Source organism: Janibacter endophyticus, from assembly GCF_016888335.1.
GTDB classification, from domain to species: Bacteria; Actinomycetota; Actinomycetes; order Actinomycetales; family Dermatophilaceae; genus Marihabitans; species Marihabitans endophyticum.
This window is the reverse complement of the sequence record NZ_JAFEJG010000004.1, coordinates 2,051,696-2,068,945: the sequence shown is the minus strand read 5'-3', so window position 1 is coordinate 2,068,945 and position 17,250 is coordinate 2,051,696. Positions and strand designations below refer to the sequence as shown.

15 protein-coding genes are annotated in these 17,250 nt (G+C 71.9%); 9 read left to right on the top strand and 6 right to left on the bottom strand.

Annotated elements, in window-relative coordinates; translation table 11 throughout:
• The first annotated feature begins 95 nt into the window (after positions 1-95).
• The 9 genes from uvrC (at position 96) to JNO54_RS09955 (ending at position 8,808) form a co-directional block, all read left to right on the top strand.
• A complete protein-coding gene (uvrC, locus tag JNO54_RS09995; RefSeq protein WP_204143770.1) occupies positions 96-2,054 on the top strand; it encodes an excinuclease ABC subunit UvrC in 1,959 nt (652 codons plus the stop codon).
• Entirely contained in the window at positions 2,051-2,935 is an 885-nt protein-coding gene (gene rapZ, locus JNO54_RS09990) for an RNase adapter RapZ (RefSeq protein ID WP_204143769.1), read from the top strand. The genes uvrC and rapZ overlap by 4 nt, the downstream gene beginning before the upstream one ends.
• A 1-nt stretch (position 2,936) precedes the next feature.
• Positions 2,937-3,932 (top strand): gluconeogenesis factor YvcK family protein, encoded by a 996-nt coding sequence (locus JNO54_RS09985; RefSeq protein ID WP_204143768.1) that lies wholly within the window; start codon positions 2,937-2,939, stop codon positions 3,930-3,932.
• Between the two features lie 40 nt (positions 3,933-3,972).
• Positions 3,973-4,953 carry a DNA-binding protein WhiA gene (whiA, locus tag JNO54_RS09980; RefSeq protein ID WP_204143767.1) on the top strand — a complete coding sequence of 327 codons (981 nt, stop codon included), beginning with the start codon at positions 3,973-3,975 and terminating at the stop codon, positions 4,951-4,953.
• Between the two features lie 117 nt (positions 4,954-5,070).
• Complete coding sequence (gene gap, locus JNO54_RS09975) at positions 5,071-6,075, top strand: type I glyceraldehyde-3-phosphate dehydrogenase (protein ID WP_204143766.1); 1,005 nt, start codon at positions 5,071-5,073, stop codon at positions 6,073-6,075.
• A gap of 34 nt (positions 6,076-6,109) precedes the next feature.
• Positions 6,110-7,315, top strand: a complete 1,206-nt coding sequence (locus JNO54_RS09970) for a phosphoglycerate kinase (RefSeq protein ID WP_204143765.1) — start codon at positions 6,110-6,112, stop codon at positions 7,313-7,315.
• Positions 7,315-8,106: a triose-phosphate isomerase gene (gene tpiA, locus JNO54_RS09965; RefSeq protein WP_204143764.1), complete on the top strand. Its 792-nt coding sequence runs from the start codon at positions 7,315-7,317 to the stop codon at positions 8,104-8,106. Before JNO54_RS09970 ends, tpiA begins: the two co-directional genes overlap by 1 nt.
• 68 nt (positions 8,107-8,174) lie before the next feature.
• A complete protein-coding gene (gene secG, locus JNO54_RS09960) occupies positions 8,175-8,420 on the top strand; it encodes a preprotein translocase subunit SecG (RefSeq protein ID WP_204143763.1) in 246 nt (81 codons plus the stop codon).
• Between the two features lie 31 nt (positions 8,421-8,451).
• Positions 8,452-8,808 carry an RNA polymerase-binding protein RbpA gene (locus tag JNO54_RS09955; protein ID WP_204143762.1) on the top strand — a complete coding sequence of 119 codons (357 nt, stop codon included), beginning with the start codon at positions 8,452-8,454 and terminating at the stop codon, positions 8,806-8,808.
• Between the two features lie 9 nt (positions 8,809-8,817).
• On the opposite strand, the gene pgl is transcribed toward JNO54_RS09955, so the two are convergent.
• Genes pgl through tkt form a run of 6 tightly spaced genes read right to left on the bottom strand, consistent with a single transcriptional unit; the run spans position 8,818 to position 17,233 of the window.
• A complete protein-coding gene (gene pgl / locus JNO54_RS09950; RefSeq protein WP_204143761.1) occupies positions 8,818-9,552 on the bottom strand; it encodes a 6-phosphogluconolactonase in 735 nt (244 codons plus the stop codon).
• Positions 9,552-10,682 (bottom strand): glucose-6-phosphate dehydrogenase assembly protein OpcA, encoded by a 1,131-nt coding sequence (opcA, locus tag JNO54_RS09945; protein ID WP_204143760.1) that lies wholly within the window; start codon positions 10,680-10,682, stop codon positions 9,552-9,554. The genes pgl and opcA overlap by 1 nt, the downstream gene beginning before the upstream one ends.
• Positions 10,679-12,220, bottom strand: coding sequence for a glucose-6-phosphate dehydrogenase (gene zwf / locus JNO54_RS09940; RefSeq protein ID WP_204143759.1), 1,542 nt, complete (start codon positions 12,218-12,220; stop codon positions 10,679-10,681). The genes opcA and zwf overlap by 4 nt, the downstream gene beginning before the upstream one ends.
• Positions 12,217-13,827 carry a glucose-6-phosphate isomerase gene (locus tag JNO54_RS09935; RefSeq protein ID WP_204143758.1) on the bottom strand — a complete coding sequence of 537 codons (1,611 nt, stop codon included), beginning with the start codon at positions 13,825-13,827 and terminating at the stop codon, positions 12,217-12,219. The genes zwf and JNO54_RS09935 overlap by 4 nt, the downstream gene beginning before the upstream one ends.
• Complete coding sequence (gene tal, locus JNO54_RS09930; protein WP_204143757.1) at positions 13,824-14,951, bottom strand: transaldolase; 1,128 nt, start codon at positions 14,949-14,951, stop codon at positions 13,824-13,826. The genes JNO54_RS09935 and tal overlap by 4 nt, the downstream gene beginning before the upstream one ends.
• Positions 14,948-17,233, bottom strand: a complete 2,286-nt coding sequence (gene tkt, locus JNO54_RS09925) for a transketolase (protein WP_204143756.1) — start codon at positions 17,231-17,233, stop codon at positions 14,948-14,950. Before tkt ends, tal begins: the two co-directional genes overlap by 4 nt.
• Positions 17,234-17,250: the final 17 nt, after the last annotated feature.

Here is a 17,250-nt window from a genome sequence, read left to right as displayed (position 1 = left end):
GGTGACTCGAACCCCGGAACCGTTCCCGGGTTCGAGTCGCTTTCTCGGATAACCCGATAAAGGTCACCGTCCGACCGGCCGCCTAGGGTGGCGGGGTGGCTGATCCAGCGTCCTACCGACCCGCGCCGGGCTCGATCCCCGCGGAGCCGGGGGTGTACCGCTTCCGGGACGCCCACGACCGCGTGATCTACGTCGGCAAGGCCAAGTCGCTGCGATCACGGCTCTCCTCGTACTTCCAGGACGTCGGCGGCCTGCACCCGCGGACCGCGACGATGGTGCGCACCGGGGCCTCCGTGGAGTGGACGGTCGTGAGCACCGAGGTCGAGGCGCTGCAGCTCGAGTACGCGTGGATCAAGGAGTTCGACCCGCGCTTCAACGTCAAGTACCGCGACGACAAGTCCTACCCCTACCTCGCCGTGACGATGAGCGAGGAGTACCCGCGTGCGATGGTCATGCGGGGCAGCAAGCGCAAGGGCAACCGCTACTTCGGGCCGTACACGCACGCCTGGGCCATCCGCGAGACCCTCGACCTCCTGCTGCGCGTCTTCCCCGTCCGCACGTGCAGCAACGGTGTTTTCAGGCGGGCCGAGCAGGTCGGGCGCCCCTGCCTGCTCGGCTACATCGACAAGTGCTCGGCACCCTGCGTCGGCCGGGTCGACGCCGACGAGCACCGGGCCATCGCCGAGGAGCTGTGCGACTTCCTCGCCGGCAGCTCCGACCGTTTCGTCAAGCGGCTCGAGACCCGGATGCGGGAGGCCTCGGCCGAGCTCGACTTCGAGCAGGCCGCCCGGCTCCGCGACGACATCGGCGCCCTCACCAAGGCGCTCGAGAAGTCCGTCGTCGTCCTGCCGGACGGGACCGACGCCGACGTCTTCGCCCTCGCCGACGACGAGCTCGAGGTCGCGATCCAGGTCTTCCACGTCCGCGGCGGGCGGATCCGGGGGCAGCGCGGCTGGGTCGCCGAGAAGGACGCGGAGAGCCTGCCGGAGGTCGTCGAGCACCTCCTCCAGCGGGTCTACGGCGACGAAGGGGGTGAGGACGTCCCCCGGGAGGTCCTCGTCCCGGTCCTCCCGAGCGACCCGGGCGCGATGTCGTCGTGGCTGGGTCAGCGCCGGGGGAGCCAGGTCGACTTGCGGGTCCCGCGTCGTGGCGACAAGCGGGCGCTGCTCGAGACCGTCGCGCGCAACGCCACCCAGGCGCTCGCCCGGCACAAGGTGGCCCGCGCCGGCGACCTCACTGCGCGCAGCCAGGCGCTCCAGGACATCCAGGAGGCACTCGGCCTCGAGGACGCGCCGCTGCGCATCGAGTGCTTCGACATCTCGCACATCCAGGGCCAGGAGGTCGTGGGCTCGATGGTCGTCTTCGAGGACGGCCTGCCCCGCAAGTCCGAGTACCGGCGCTTCATCGTCCGCGGCGACGTCGACGGCCGCAAGGACGACACCGCGGCGATGCACGAGGTGCTCACCCGACGGCTGCGTCACCTTCTCGCGGTCGACCCGGGCGAAGGGGTGGCCGGCCCGGTCGACGAGGAGACCGGGCGGCCGCGCCGCTTCGCCTACCCGCCGAACCTCGTCGTCGTCGACGGTGGCGCGCCTCAGGTCGCCGCGGCCCAGGCGGTCCTCGACGAGCTCGGCATCGACGACGTCGCGCTCGTCGGCCTGGCCAAGCGGCTCGAGGAGCTGTGGCTGCCGGGCGAGGACTTCCCCGTCCTGCTGCCGCGGACGTCCGAGGGCCTCTACCTCCTGCAGCGGGTCCGCGACGAGGCGCACCGCTTCGCCATCACCTTCCACCGCCAGCGCCGGAGCAAGGCGATGACCGCCTCGGCCCTCGACGGGATCCCGGGGCTGGGCGAGGCACGGCGCAAGGCGCTGCTGACCCGATTCGGGTCGGTGAAGCGGCTGCGGGCCGCGTCTGTCGAGGAGCTCGTGGCGGTCCCGGGCATCGGGCCCGCGCTGGCGGCGAGACTTGCGGCAGAGTTGGGCCAGGACAGCGCCGCGCCGGCGGTGGACCCGCGCACCGGTGAGGTGCTCGACGACGAGGGGGAGAGGTCATGACGTCGGAGGACGTGCCGGAGGTCTATGTCGTCACGGGGATGAGCGGCGCCGGCCGCTCGACCGTCGCCAAGGTCATGGAGGACCTCGGCTGGTACGTCATCGACAACCTGCCGACGGCCCTGCTCCCGCAGCTCGTCGAGATGGCCGACGCGGCGGCGGAGAGCGGCCGGGGCGTGCCGGAGCGCAAGGTCGGGATCGTGCTCGACATCCGGGCCCAGGGCTTTGACGACCTCGACGAGGCCATCGAGCGGCTCCGGGCGAAGGGGTGGTCGATCCGCCTCCTCTTCCTCGACGCGACGGACGAGGCCCTCGTCCGCCGCTTCGAGTCGGTCCGCCGGCCGCACCCGCTCCAGCAGGGAGGACGTCTGCTCGACGGCATCCAGGCCGAGCGGGAGCGGCTCTCGGACCTCCGGTCGGTCTCCGACCTCGTCATCGACACCTCGGGCTTGAACGTCCACCAGCTCTCCCGCAAGATCCACCCGATCATCTCGGCGGACGTCGAGCACAGCGTGCGGCTCGCGGTGATGTCCTTCGGGTTCAAGTACGGCGTGCCGCTCGACGCCGACTTCGTCTTCGACATGCGGTGGCTGCCCAACCCCTTCTGGGTGCCGGAGCTGCGGCCCTTCACCGGCCGGGAGGAGGCGGTGTCGGGCTACGTCCTCGGGCAGGAGGGCGCGGAGGAGTTCCTCGACGCCGTGGTGCGGCTCTTCGAGCCCGTGCTCGCGGGATACCTGCGGGAGAACCGCAAGTACGTCACCGTCGCTGTCGGCTGCACCGGTGGCAAGCACCGCAGCGTCGCGGTGGCGGAGGCGTTGTCGCGCCGCCTCTCGAGCGAGACGGTGGAGACCTTCGTCGTGCACCGCGACCTCGGGCAGGAGTGACATGACCGGTTCGCTCGCCATCCCCGTGGGCCCCAGGGTGGGCCTGCCGCAGCCGGCCGTGGTGGCGCTCGGCGGCGGCCACGGCCTCGCCGTCTCGCTCACGGCCCTGCGCTACATCACCGAGACCGTGACGGCCGTCGTCACGGTCGCCGACGACGGCGGCTCGAGCGGGCGGCTGCGCGAGGACTACAGCGTCCTCCCGCCGGGAGACCTGCGGATGGCGCTCACAGCGCTCTGCGACGACAGCGAGTGGGGCCACACGTGGAGCGAGGTGCTGCAGCACCGGTTCTCCGGGTCGGGCGATCTCGGCGGGCACGCGCTGGGCAACCTGCTCATCGTCGCCCTGTGGCAGCTGCACGACGACCCGGTCGCCGGGCTCGATCTCGTGGGGAGGCTGCTCCAGGCGCGGGGCCGTGTGCTCCCCATGTCCGCGGTGCCGCTCGAGCTCACGGCGCAGGTCCGGGGTGTCCACCCCGCCGGGCCCGACGAGCTGTCGACGGTCGTCGGGCAGGTCGAGATCGCCAGCACGCCCGGGGTCGTCGAGTCGATCGCGGTGCTGCCGTCGGACCCCCCGGCGCGGCGCGAGGCGATCGAGGCGGTCCGTGACGCCGACGCGGTGATCCTCGGTCCCGGGTCGTGGTTCACCTCGGTGCTCACCCACCTGCTCGTCCCCGAGCTGCGCCAGGCGCTCGTCGAGACGAACGCCAACCGCATCCTCACTCTCAACCTCGAGAGCTCGGGTGAGACCCAGGGCTTCTCCGCGGTGCGCCATCTCGAGGTGCTCGCGAGCACGGCACCCGAGCTGCAGATCGACTGCGTCCTCGCGGACCCCTCGGTCGTCGACGACCGGCCCGGCCTGGAGATCGCGTGCGCGCGCGTCGGGGCTCAGCTGGTCGTCACGCAGGTCGCCCAGCCGGGGCGACCCGGTCAGCACGATGCGCTGCGTCTCGGCGCCGCGTACCGTGACATCCTCGAGCTGGACACCCCGGGCCGATGAACCCGGCAGCACCGACGAGCACGACAGTCAGGACGCACGCATGGCGATGACCGCGAAGGTCAAGGACGAGCTGAGCCGGCACGAGGTGACCAAGACCTGCTGCCGCAAGGCCGAGATCGCCGCGGTGCTCCGCTTCGCCGGGGGCCTGCACATCGTGGGGGGCCGGATCGTCATCGAGGCCGAGCTCGACACCGCCAACGCGGCCCGGCGCCTGCGCCGGGACATCGCCGACGTCTACGGGCACCGCTGCGAGATGATCGTGCTCGCGGCCGGTGGCCTGCGCCGGGGCTCGCGCTATGTCGTCCGGGTGACCGAGGAGGGCGAGGCGCTGGCCCGCCAGACCGGTCTCGTGGACGGCCGGGGACGACCGGTCCGAGGTCTTCCCCCGAAGGTCGTCGGCGGCTCGCGGTGCGACGCCTCCGCAGCGTGGCGTGGTGCCTTCCTCGCGCACGGCAGCCTCACCGAACCCGGTCGCTCCTCCTCGCTCGAGGTGACCTGCCCGGGGCCGGAGGCCGCCCTGGCGCTCGTCGGCGCCGCGCGCCGGCTCGGTGTCTCGGCCAAGGCCCGCGAGGTCCGTGGGGTCGACCGGGTCGTCATCCGCGACGGCGACGCGATCAGTGCCCTGCTCGTCCAGCTCGGCGCCCACGACGCCGTCCTCGCCTGGGAGGAGCGGCGGATGCGCCGCGAGGTACGCGCGACCGCCAACCGTCTCGCGAACTTCGACGACGCGAACCTGCGCCGCTCGGCACGGGCCGCCGTCGCGGCCGGTGCCCGCGTCCAGCGAGCGCTGGAGATCCTCGCTGACGACATCCCCGACCATCTCCGGGAGGCCGGCCAGCTGCGGGTCCAGCACAAGCAGGCGAGCCTCGAGGAGCTGGGCCGCCTGGCCGAGCCGCCGATGACCAAGGACGCCGTCGCGGGCCGGATCCGCCGTCTGCTCGCCATGGCGGACAAGCGGGCGGCGGACCTCGGGATCCCGGACACCGAGGCCTCGCTCACCCCCGACATGCTCGACGGCTGAGGGAGCCGTTCCGCAATCTGCTCCCGGTGACGTGGGCACGCCCCCGACCCCATAGGGTGGGAGGTGCACCCACGGCCGCGGTGTCGCGGCCACCTCCATCATCGGAAGGCAGCAACCGTGACCGTACGTGTTGGTATCAACGGCTTTGGCCGCATCGGCCGCAACTTCTTCCGCGCCGTGCGCGCGTCCGGCGCCGACATCGAGATCGTCGCCGCCAACGACCTGATGGACAACGCCTCCATCGCGCACCTGCTGAAGTACGACTCGGTCCTCGGTGTCCTCGACGCCGAGGTCACCTCCGACGACGAGTCGATCACCGTCGACGGCAAGAAGATCCGCATCTTCGCGGAGAAGGACCCGGCCGCCATCCAGTGGGGTGAGGCCGGCGCCGACATCATCGTCGAGTCCACCGGCATCTTCACCGACGCCACGAAGGCCAAGGCCCACATCGACGGCGGCGCGAAGAAGGTCATTATCTCCGCCCCGGCGAAGAACGAGGACGCCACCTTCGTCATGGGCGTCAACCACGAGGACTACGACCCGGAGAACCACCACGTCATCTCCAACGCGTCGTGCACGACCAACTGCCTCGCCCCGATGGCCAAGGCGCTCCACGACGAGCTCGACATCGTCAAGGGCCTCATGACCACGGTCCACGCCTACACCCAGGACCAGAACCTCCTGGACGGCCCGCACAAGGACCTGCGTCGCGCCCGCGCCGCCGCCCTGTCGATCATCCCGACCTCGACCGGCGCCGCCAAGGCCATCGCCCTCGTCATGCCCGACCTCAAGGGCAAGCTCGACGGCTACGCCCTTCGCGTCCCGACCCCGACCGGCTCCGCCACCGACCTCACCTTCGAGGCCGGCCGCGAGACCACCGTCGAGGAGGTCAACGCGATCGTCAAGCAGGCCGCCGAGGGGCCGCTCAAGGGCTTCCTCAAGTACACCGAGGACCCGATCGTCTCCGCCGACATCGTCACCGACCCGCACTCGTGCATCTTCGACGCGGGCCTGACGAAGGTCATCGGCAACCAGGTCAAGGTCGTCGGCTGGTACGACAACGAGTGGGGCTACTCCAACCGCCTCATCGACCTCGTCGCCCTCGTCGGCAAGAGCCTCTGACCGACCACTGACGCACCGAAAGGCACCCGGAACCGTGAAGACCATCGCTGACCTCGGCGACCTGCGCGGCAAGCGCGTCCTCGTCCGATCCGACCTCAACGTACCGCTCGACGGCGAGACGATCACCGACGACGGCCGCATCCGGGCCTCGGTGCCGACCATCAAGAGCCTGTCCGAGGCGGGCGCACGCGTCGTCGTGTGCGCCCACCTCGGCCGGCCGAAGGGGTCCCCGGACCCCCGGTACTCCCTGCGTCCCGTCGCGGCCCGCCTCGGCGAGCTGCTCGGGCAGGACGTGACCTTCGTCGAGGAGACCGTCGGCCAGGTCGCGGCGAGCGCCGTCGCCGGGCTCGGTGACGGTGACGTCGCCCTCCTCGAGAACCTCCGCTTCAACGCGGGCGAGACGAGCAAGGACGAGGGGGAGCGCGGCGAGTTCGCGGACGCCCTCGCCACGCTGGCCGACGCCTACGTCTCGGACGGCTTCGGCGTCGTCCACCGCAAGCAGGCCTCCGTCTACGACATCGCCACCCGCGTCCCCGCGGCCCTCGGCGGTCTCGTCCAGGCCGAGGTCGACGTGCTGCGTCGCCTCACCGAGGACCCCGCGCGTCCCTACGCGGTCGTCCTCGGCGGCGCCAAGGTCTCCGACAAGCTCGGGGTCATCGACAACCTGCTCGGCACGGCCGACCGCCTGATCATCGGCGGCGGCATGGTCTTCACCTTCCTCAAGGCCCAGGGCCACGAGGTCGGCAAGAGCCTCCTCGAGGAGGACCAGCTCGACACCGTCCGCGAGTACCTCGAGCGGGCCAAGCGGGACGGGGTCGAGATCGTCCTGCCGACCGACGTCGTCGCCGCTACCGAGTTCTCCGCCGACGCCGACCACGAGGTCGTCGCCGCGGACGCCATCCCCGCCGACCGGATGGGCCTGGACATCGGCCCCGAGTCCGGGACGGCCTTCGCCGAGAAGCTCCGTGACTGCAGGACCGTCTTCTGGAACGGCCCGATGGGCGCGTTCGAGATGGCCCCCTACGCGGCCGGCACGAAGGCCGTCGCCGCGGCGCTCGTCGAGGCGACGAAGGGGGGAGCCCTCACCGTCGTCGGCGGTGGCGACTCCGCCGCCGCGGTCCGCCAGCTCGGCTTCGCCGACTCGGACTTTGGCCACATCAGCACCGGGGGTGGCGCCTCCCTCGAGTACCTCGAGGGCAAGGAGCTGCCCGGCCTGTCCATCCACGAGGAGAAGAACTGATGGCGACGCGCACCCCGCTCATGGCGGGCAACTGGAAGATGAATCTCGACCACATGCAGGCCGCGCACCTCGTGCAGAAGCTCGACTGGACCCTGCGTGACGGTCGGCACGACTTCGGTGCCGTCGAGGTGGTCGTGGTCCCGCCCTTCACCGACCTGCGCTCGGTCCAGACGCTCGTCGACGGAGACAAGCTCGCGCTCCGCTACGGGGCGCAGGACCTTTCCCAGCACGACTCCGGCGCCTACACCGGTGAGATCTCCGGAGCCTTCCTCGCCAAGCTCGGCTGCACCTACGTCGTCGTCGGCCACAGCGAGCGCCGCGAGTACCACGCGGAGAGCGACGAGGTCGTGGCCGCCAAGGCGGCCGCCGCCTACCGCCACGGGCTCGTCCCGATCGTCTGCGTCGGCGAGGGCCTCGAGATCCGTCAGGCAGGCACCCACGTCGAGCACGTCGTCGCCCAGGTCAAGGGCTCGCTCGCGGGTCTGACCGAGGAGCAGCTCAAGAGCGTCGTCGTCGCCTACGAGCCCGTGTGGGCCATCGGCACCGGCGAGGTCGCCACCCCCGAGGACGCCCAGGAGGTCTGCGCCGCGGTGCGCGAGACCCTCGCGGAGATCGCCTCGCCCGAGATCGCCGCGGGGATCCGGGTGCTCTACGGCGGCTCGGTGAAGTCCGGCAACGTCGCGGCGATCATGGCCGGTGAGGACGTCGACGGCGCGCTCGTCGGCGGTGCCTCGCTCGAGGCCGAGGAGTTCTCCGCGATCTGCCGCTACCAGCAGCACCTGACGGCCTGAGGCGTGCCGGGCAGGTATCCTGCCCGGCAGGCCATCTTCACCTCACGAGCATCCAAGGAAGCATCCGCGTGGACGCAGTTCGTATCGCACTCCAGGTGATCGTCGTGATCACCGGGCTGATCCTCACCCTCCTCATCCTCATGCACAAGGGCAAGGGTGGCGGCATCTCCGACATGTTCGGTGGTGGCATGACGGCCTCGCTCGGATCGTCCTCGGTCGCCGAGCGCAACCTCACGAGGTTCACCGTCGTCGTCGCCCTGCTGTGGTTCGTCGCCATCGTGGGCATGGGTCTCATCGACCGCTTCGACGTCTAAGAGCCTCCGAACACACACCTAGGAGTCCCACATGGCTGGTGGCAACGCGATCCGGGGTAGCCGGGTCGGCGCCGGGCCCATGGGCGAGGCGGAGCGCGGCGACACCGCACCCCGGACCTTCGTCTCGTACTGGTGCGGCAACGGCCACGAGGTGCGCCCGAGCTTCTCCGTCGACCCCGGCGTGGAGATCCCGGAGCAGTGGGAGTGCACCCGGTGCGGCCTGCCCGCCGGTCAGGACAAGGACCACCCGCCGGCGGCGCCGAAGGCCGAGGTCTACAAGACCCACCTGGCCTACGTGAAGGAGCGCCGCAGCGACAGCGAGGGCGCGGCGCTGCTCGAGGAGCGGCTCGGCGAGCTGCGCCGGCTGCGCGGCACCGACACCGACTGAGCGGACCGGTCACCGACGGAGCAGGCTCGCCGCCTCCTCGTCGAGGAACCACACCGTGCGCGCCGTGCCTCGTACCTGCGCGGCGCTGGAGACCTCCGGGGGAGCACCCTCGACCCCGTCCCGCACGGCCTCGGCCTTGTCGCCACCCCTGACGAGGAACCACACCTCGTGGCTGCGCTCCATCGCCTCGAAGGTCAGCGACACCCGCTCGGGCGGCGGCTTCGGCGATCCGTGCACGGCGACGGTGATCGCGTCGCTCGTCTGCTGGGCAGGGTGACCGGGGAAGAGCGAGGCGACGTGCCCGTCCGGGCCGACCCCGAGCATGAGCACCTCGAAGCCACCCCGCCCGGCGGAGCGGATCGTCGCGGCGTAGCGGGCGGCGGCGTCCGCGAGGTCGTCGCTGGAGTCAGGGCCCGGTACCCGGTGGACGGCGCTCTCCGGCAGCCCGAGGCGCGCCAGGCCCGCCTCGTCGGCCTGGGTGTCGTTGCGGTCGGGGTCCCCGGCCGGGAGGTAGCGCTCGTCGCCCCACCACAGGGCGACGTCGGAGAGGTCGGCGGCGCACGCGGCCTGGGCCTGCACCCAGGCGGCCATCGTCGCGCTGCCCATCGACCCGCCGGTGAGCCCGATCTCGGCGGGGCGGCCGGCGGCCCGAGCCTGCTCGAGGTGGGCCTGGAGACAGCGGGCGACGGTCGTCGCGAGGGCGTCCTGGTCCCGCTCGACGACGATCTCGACGGGCGCGGGCATCAGCGGGTCCCCTTCTGCGAGAGCTTGCGCCGGGCGGCCTTCTTGACGGCTCTGGGCTCGCTGGAGCTCTTCCTCGGCTCGGGAGCGGCCTCGATCATCGCTGACGCGAGGGTCGCGGCGGCCTCCTCCTCGAGCCTCGCGGCGGCCTTGCGGCTGTCCGAGGGGGAGGGGACCGATCCCTTGGCCACGGCGTCCGACATCCTGCCGCGACGCCGGGTGATCTTGGACATCCCCTTGGTCAGGGCGTCGCCGTACACCTCGTCCGGGTCGAGCCGGCTCAGCTCGTCGGCGAGGCACTCGGCGTCGCTGCGGTGGGCCAGTGCGATCGCGCGCGGCGGCTCGCCGGTCTGCTCGAGCGTGGCGGTGTCTCCGTCCTGCGGGCGCACGAGGTCGATCGTGCCCGAGCGCCGCTCGAGCCGGACCGAGATGACGCCGGTGCGGCTGCGTGAGCGCACGACGGAGACGGGGCAGCGCAGCCGGTGCTGCAGCCAGCCGGCGAGCAGGTCGACCGAGGGCGAGTCGCTCGCCCCGGTGACGACGGCCCCCGTGATCGGCTCGAAGGGAGCCCGGTCGAGGGCCGCGGCGAGCAGCCCGCGCCAGAGGGTGATCCGGGACCATGCGAGGTCGGTGTCGCCGTCGGTGTAGGCCTCGGCGAGCCGCCGCAGGGTCGAGCCGTAGCTCGGCAGGGTCGCGACGTCGGTGATCCGGCGCTGGGCGATCTCGCCGACGGGGTCCCCCGCCGGGTGCTTCGGGGGGTCCTTGGGCCACCACGTCACGACGGGGGAGTCGGGCAGGAGCAGCGGGATGACGACGCTGCGGGCGTGGGCGACGAGCGGGCCGTAGAGCCGCAGCACGACGACCTCGCTGGCGCCGGCGTCACCGCCGAGGCGGATCTGCGCGTCGAGCCGGGCCTTGCCCCGGCGGTTGCCCCGGGCGACCGCGACGATCCGGCACGGGTGCTGGTGGCTTGCGTCGTTGGCGACCTCGACCGCCTCGTCGATGTCGTCCTCGTCGGCGACGACGACGAGCGTGAGGACCCGCGAGAGGGCCATCGCCCCCACGTCCTGGCGGAGCTGGACGAGCCGTTTCGAGACGGCCTGCGTCGTGGTGCTCGGGAGGTCGACGATCACGGCATCCTCCACTCGCGGCCGTCGCGCCGCATCATCTCGTCGGCGCTGTCCGGGCCCCAGGTGCCCGCGGGGTACTGGTCGATGCCGCGCTGCTTGGCCCAGAAGCGCTCGATCGGGTCGAGGATCTCCCAGGAGAGCTCGACCTCCTCGTGCCGGGGGAAGAGCGGCGGGTCGCCGAGGAGCACGTCGAGGATGAGGCGCTCGTAGGCCTCGGGGCTCTTCTCGGTGAAGGCGCGCCCGTAGCCGAAGTCCATCGTCACGTCGCGCACCTCCATCTGGTTGCCGGGGACCTTCGCGCCGAAGCGCATCGTGATGCCCTCGTCGGGCTGGACCCGGATGACGACGGCGTTCTGCCCCAGCTCCTCGGTCTCGGTGTCGTTGAAGGGCAGGTGCGGCGCCCGGCGGAAGACGACCGCGATCTCGGTGACCCGCTTGCCGAGCCGCTTGCCGGTGCGCAGGTAGAAGGGGACGCCCGCCCAGCGGCGGTTGTCGATGTCGAGGCGCATCGCCGCGTAGGTCTCGGTCGTCGAGCTCTCGTCGACGCCCTCCTCCTCGCGGTAGCCGATGACCTCCTCGCCGCCCTGCCAGCCCGCGGCGTACTGACCGCGGGCGGTGTGCCGGGCGAGGTCCCGGGGGAGCCGCACGGCTCCCAGCACCTTCTCCTTCTCGGCCCGCAGCGCGTCGGCGGTGAAGGAGGTCGGCTCCTCCATCGCGGTGAGCGCGAGCAGCTGGAGGAGGTGGTTCTGGATGACGTCGCGGGCGGCGCCGATGCCGTCGTAGTACCCGGCGCGACCGCCGATGCCGATGTCCTCGGCCATCGTGATCTGCACGTGGTCGACGTAGTGGCTGTTCCAGACCGGCTCGAACATCTGGTTGGCGAAGCGCAGCGCGAGGAGGTTCTGCACCGTCTCCTTGCCGAGGTAGTGGTCGATCCGGAAGATCGAGTCCGCGGGGAAGACCTCCTCGACGATCGCGTTGAGCTCACGCGCGCTCTCGAGGTCGTGGCCGAAGGGCTTCTCGATGACGACGCGGCGCCACGAGTCGCTCTCGCCGGAGGTCAGTCCGCTGCGCTGGAGCTGCTGGCAGACGGTCGCGAAGAATCCAGGCGGGATCGAGAGGTAGAACGCGTGGTTGCCCCCGGTGCCGCGCTGCTCGTCGAGCTCGCGCACCGTCGCTGTGAGCAGGTCGAAGGCGGCGTCGTCGTCGAAGACCCCTGGCACGAAGCGGAAGCCCTCGGACAGCGAGCGCCACACCTCCTCGCGGAAGGGCGTGCGGGCGTGTGCGCGGACCGCCTCGTAGACGATCTTGCCGAAGTCCTGGTCCTCCCAGTCACGCCGGGCGAAGCCGACGAGGCTGAAGCCGGGCGGCAGCAGCCCCCGGTTGGCGAGGTCGTAGATCGCCGGCAGCAGCTTCTTGCGGGCGAGGTCACCGGTGACGCCGAAGAGCACGAGGCTGCACGGCCCGGCGATCTTCGGGAGCCGCTTGTCGCGGGGGTCCCGAAGGGGGTTGGACGTCGCGGTGACCCGCGCCGGGCTCATGCGCCGTCCTGCGCCGCACCGAGGACGGACCGGACCCCGGAGGGCTCGGTGAGGTGGAGGGCGAGGACCGGGCGGCCGTGGTCGACGAGCACCTGGGCGTCGCCGCCGGCCTGGGCGGCGATGAACTCACCGAGGGTGAAGTCGCGGCCGGGGACGGCGAGGTCCTCGCGGGGGGCGTCGGTCACCTGGACGAAGACACCGTCGGCCGGACCACCCTTGTGGTACTGCCCGGTCGAATGGAGGAAGCGCGGTCCCCAGCCGAAGGTCGTCGGCCGGCCCGTGCGGTCGGCGATCGCCGTGGCGACCTCCGCGAGGTCGGCGTGCTCCTCCCGGTCGAGGTAGGCCATGACGGCGACGTAGCCCGAGTCGTCGAGCTGCCCGAGCAGGGCGTCGAGCGCCTCGGCCACGGTGCCGGCCTGACCGAGCCAGTCGCCGCCGAGGCCGCGGATCTCCACGGCTCCGTCGGTGACGTCGGGGGAGAGGACGGCGTCCCCCTTCGCGTCGAGGAGGCTGCGGGCGGCCGCCTTGGCGGACTCGACGTCCGGCTGGTCGAAGGGGTTGATGCCGAGCAGGCGGCCGGCGACGGCGGTCGCGGCCTCCCACAGCAGCAGCTGCGCGCCGAGGGTGCCGCCGACGTCGATGACCGACGGGGCGGCGGTCTCGTCCGGGGTCTCGTCGTCGGGACCGACGAGCCGCACGAGGGTCGCGTCGGCGGGCAGCGCACGGTCGCCCGGCGCGTCGAGGACGACGGGGAGGATGCCCTTGCCCTCCTTGCCGGTCGACTCCGCGATGAGCTGCTCGGCCCAGTCGCCGAAGCCGACGACCGGGGTGCCGTGGTCGACGAGGTAGAGCTTGTCGCGAAGGGGGTCCGTGCCGGCCATCGCGGCCCCGAGACGGAGTGCGGGGTTGGCCTCGTCGTCGGCGGAGAGCAGGTCGGTCACCGACTCCGCGTCGTCGAGGAGCTCCTCGACGTCGGCGCCGGCCAGCCCGGAGGGGACGAGGCCGAAGGCGGTGAGCGCGGAGTAGCGCCCGCCCACGGAGGGGTCGGCGTTGATGACGCGGTAACCCTTGCCGCGGGCGTCCTCGTCGAGCGGGCTGCCCGGGTCGGTGACGACGACGACGCGCTCGGCGGGGTCGATCCCGGCGTCGCGGAAGGCCTGCTCGAGGACCCGCCGCTGGCTGTCGGTCTCGACGGTGGAGCCGGACTTGCTCGAGACGACGACGACGGTGCGCTCGAGGTCCCTCGCAGCCGCGCGCACGACGTCGGGGTGGCTCGAGTCGAGCACGACGAGGGGGACGCCGGCGGTGGCGCAGATGACCTCCGGCGCCAGCGAGCTGCCGCCCATGCCGCAGAGGATCACCCGGTCGACGCCCCGCTCGCGGAGGTCGTCACGCAGTGCCGAGATCTCGCCGACGAGCGGGCGCGAGGAGCGGGCGAGCCCGACCCAGGCGAGCCGCTTGGCGGACTCCTCCTCGGCGGCCGGTCCCCACAGGGTGTGGTCCTGCGCGAAGAGCCGGCTCGCGACCTCGTCGGCCACGAGCGTCGGGACGTGGGCGGCGACGGCGTCGGCGGCGGCACCGGACGCGGTGACGGACAGGGCGCTCACTTCGCGGCCGCCTTGTCGAGCTCGACCTGGACGCCCTCGAGCAGCTCGGACCACGAGGCCTCGAACTTCTCGACGCCCTCGCGCTCCAGGAGGTCGGTGACCTCGGTGTAGGAGATGCCGAACGCGTCGAGGTCGTCGAGGACCTTCGCCGCCTCCTCGTGCCGTCCGCTCACCTGGTCACCCCTGACCTCGCCATGGTCGATGACCGCGTCGAGGGTCTTCTCCGGCATGGTGTTGACCGTGTTCGGCGCCGCGAGGTCGACGACGTAGAGGGTGTCGGGGTAGTCGGGGTTCTTGACCCCGGTCGAGGCCCACAGCGGCCGCTGCCTGCGGGCCCCCTCGGCCTCGAGCCGCTCCCAGCGCGGGGTCGAGAAGACCTCTTCGTAGGCCTGGTAGGCCAGGCGCGCGTTGGCGACGCCGGCCTTGCCGCGCAGGGCGAGCGCCTCGTCGGTGCCGATCTCGTCGAGCCGCTTGTCGATCTCGCTGTCGACGCGGGAGACGAAGAAGGACGCGACGGAGTGGATGCTCGAGAGGTCCTTGCCGGCGTCGAGCGCGTCCTCGAGCCCGTCGAGGTAGGCGTTCATCACCGCGCGGTAGCGCTCGAGGCTGAAGATCAGGGTGACGTTGACGCTGATGCCGGCGGCGAGGGTCTTCGTGATCGCCGGGAGACCCTCCTGCGTGGCGGGGATCTTGATGTAGACCTGCGGGCGGTCGACCGTGTCGGAGAGCTGCTGGGCCACCGTGACCGTCGCGTCGCTGTCGCGGGCCAGGCGCGGGTCGACCTCGATGGAGACCCGGCCGTCGACGCCGTCGGTGGCCTCGAAGATCGGGCGGAAGAGGTCGCAGGCCTCGCGGACGTCGTCGGTCGTCAGCGCGAAGACCGTCTCGTCGACGTCCTTGCCCTGACCGGCGAGCTCGGCGAGCTGCTCGGTGTAGGCCTCGCCCTCGGCGAGCGCCGCCTGGAAGATCGACGGGTTCGTCGTCACGCCGACGATCCCCTTGGTGTCGATGAGCTCCTGGAGGTTGCCGGAGCGCAGGCGCTCACGGGACAGGTCGTCGAGCCAGACGCTGACGCCGACCTCGTCGAGCGCCTCGACGGCTGCGGGCTTGCTGGGGATGCTCATGCTCGATCTCCGCTCTCTGCCTCGACCTTGTCGGCCGCGTCCTTCGGCGTGCCGACGTCGGTCCCGGTCTCGTCGTCCTTGCGCGGCGCCGTCTCGAGGACCGAGGGCACGCCGTGGCTCGTCGTCGCAGCCTTGAGCGAGTCCTTGGCCGCCTTGACGACCGCCGCCGGGGTGAAGCCGAACTTCTCGTAGAGGGTCTTGTGGTCGGCGCTGGCACCGAAGTGCTCGATGCTCACGCAGCGACCCGAGTCGCCGACGAGGTCGTGCCAGCCCATCGCGACGCCGGCCTCGACCGAGACGCGGGCCTTGACCGACTTCGGCAGGACCTCGTCCTGGTAGCGGCGGCTCTGCCGCTCGAACCACTCTCGGCAGGGCATCGAGACGACGCGGGTCGGGGTGCCGCCCCGCTCGAGGGTCTTCTGGGCCTCGAGGGCGATGGCGACCTCGGAGCCGGTGGCGATGAGGATCAGCTCGGGGCTGCCCCCCTTCGCCTCGGACAGGACGTAGGCCCCCTTCGCCGCACCGGACGCCTTGGCGTAGGTGGAGCGGTCGAGGACCGGGAGGTTCTGCCGGCTGAGCGCGAGGGCCGCGGTGCGGTCGTTCTTCAGCAGCTGGCCCCAGACGACGGCGGTCTCGTTGGCGTCCGCGGGGCGGATGACGTCGAGGCCGGGCATCGCCCGCAGCGAGGCGAGGTGCTCGATCGGCTGGTGGGTCGGGCCGTCCTCGCCGAGGCCGATCGAGTCGTGCGTCCAGACGAAGGTCACCGGCAGCTGCTGCAGCGCGGCGAGCCGGACGGCGGGGCGCATGTAGTCGCTGAAGACGAGGAAGGTGCCGCCGTAGGGGCGGGTCAGTCCCTCGAGCGCGATGCCGTTGAGGGCCATGCCCATGGCGTTCTCGCGGATGCCGAAGTGCAGCGTCCGGCCGTAGGGGCCGCCGGAGAACATCTCGGTCTGCTTGCTCTTCGGCACGAAGGACGGCTGGCCGTCCATCGTCGTGTTGTTCGAGCCGGCGAGGTCGGCCGAGCCGCCCCACAGCTCGGGCATGAGGTCAGCCAGGGCGGTGAGCACCTTGCCGGAGGCGGCACGGGTGGCGACGCCCTTGTCCATGTCGGCGGGGAAGCTGGGCAGCGCCTTGGTCAGGCCCTGGGGCAGCTCACGGGCCTCGAGCCGGTCGAGCAGCTCGGCGCCCTCCGGGTTGGCCTTGCGCCACGCGGCGTAGCGCTTGTCCCACGCCTTGTGCGCGGCCTGGCCGCGCCCCACCACCTTGCGCGCGTGGGCGAGGACCTTGCGGTCGACGGCGAAGGTCTTCTTCGGGTCGAAGCCGAGGACCTCCTTGGTCGCCGCGACCTCGTCGTCGCCGAGCGCGGAGCCGTGCGAGGCGCCGGTGTCCTGCTTGTCCGGCGCGGGCCAGGCGATGATCGTGCGGAGCTCGATGAGGGTGGGCTTCTTCGAGCGCTTCGCCTTCTCGCACGCGGCGAGGAGCGCGTCGACGTTCTCGACGTAGTCGGCGCCGTCGCCGTTCTTGCGCCAGTCGACGACGGCGGTCGCCCAGCCGTAGGCCTCGTAGCGCTTGGCGACGTCCTCGCTGAAGGAGATGTCGGTGTCGTCCTCGATGGAGATCTGGTTGGCGTCGTAGATCACCGTGAGGTTGCCGAGCTCCTGGTGGCCGGCGAGCGAGCTCGCCTCGGAGGCGACGCCCTCCATGATGTCGCCGTCGGAGGCGAGCACCCAGACGTGGTGGTCGAAGGGGGACTCGCCCGCCGTGGCGTCGGGGTCGAGGAGGCCGCGCTGGCGGCGCTGCGCCATCGCCATGCCGACGGCCGTGGCCAGGCCGGAGCCGAGCGGGCCGGTCGTCACCTCGACGCCCTTGGTGTGGTGGACCTCGGGGTGACCGGGGGTCTGGCTGCCCCAGGTGCGCAGCGCCTTGAGGTCGTCGAGCTCGAGGCCGTAGCCGTTGAGGTAGAGCTGGACGTACTGGGTCAGGCTCGAGTGGCCGCAGGAGAGGACGAAGCGGTCGCGGCCGAGCCACCCCGGGTCGCTCGGGTCGTGCGTCATGACCTGCTGGTAGAGGAGGTAGGCCGCGGGGGCCAGGCTCATCGCCGTGCCGGGGTGACCGTCGCCCTTCTTCTGCACCGCGTCCGCGGCGAGCAGCCGGGCGGTGTCGACCGCAGCGATGTCGAGGTCGCTCCAGCCGGCCTTGCGGGCGACGGGCTTCTTGACGCTCCGGGTGCGGGTCCCGGCCTTGCCGGCGGTGGTCTTCTTCGCGGGCTGCGAGGGGGTCACGAGTTGGCTTCTCTCTC